Raw genomic sequence first — 390 nt, 5'->3', positions numbered from 1 at the left:
ACCGTAACCTTTGCGAGGAACTGCATAAACGCAACATTCACACCTGCGCTACCATTTACCATTGGGACTTGCCTCAAGCATTGGAGAACGAAGGCGGCTGGACAAACCGCGCAATAGTCGATTTATTTGCCGAATACGCAAAAGTTTGTTTTAAAGAGTTAGGCGATCTTGTTGATATGTGGATAACGATTAACGAGCCTCTTTGTATCTCCCATCTTGGACATTTACACGGCGTACACGCCCCCGGACACACAGATCCGCGAAAAGCCGCCGCCGCTACTCATCATATAAATATGGCGCATGGAGTCGCCGTAAAAGAATACCGCAAAACAGGGTTAAAAGCGCCGATAGGAATCACTTGGAACCCTGTTACGCCGCGCCCTGCGACAG

General features: G+C 49.2%; 1 protein-coding gene. It reads left to right on the top strand.

What is annotated here, in order from left to right:
• The coding region (locus tag ACYVTD_RS17610; protein ID WP_461248917.1) for a family 1 glycosylhydrolase at positions 1–390 on the top strand (390 nt) is incomplete at both ends.

The sequence above is a fragment of the Treponema sp. R6D11 genome, assembly GCF_054786075.1.
Note: the sequence above shows the minus strand (reverse complement) of the source record. Positions and strands in the feature narration are given on the sequence as shown.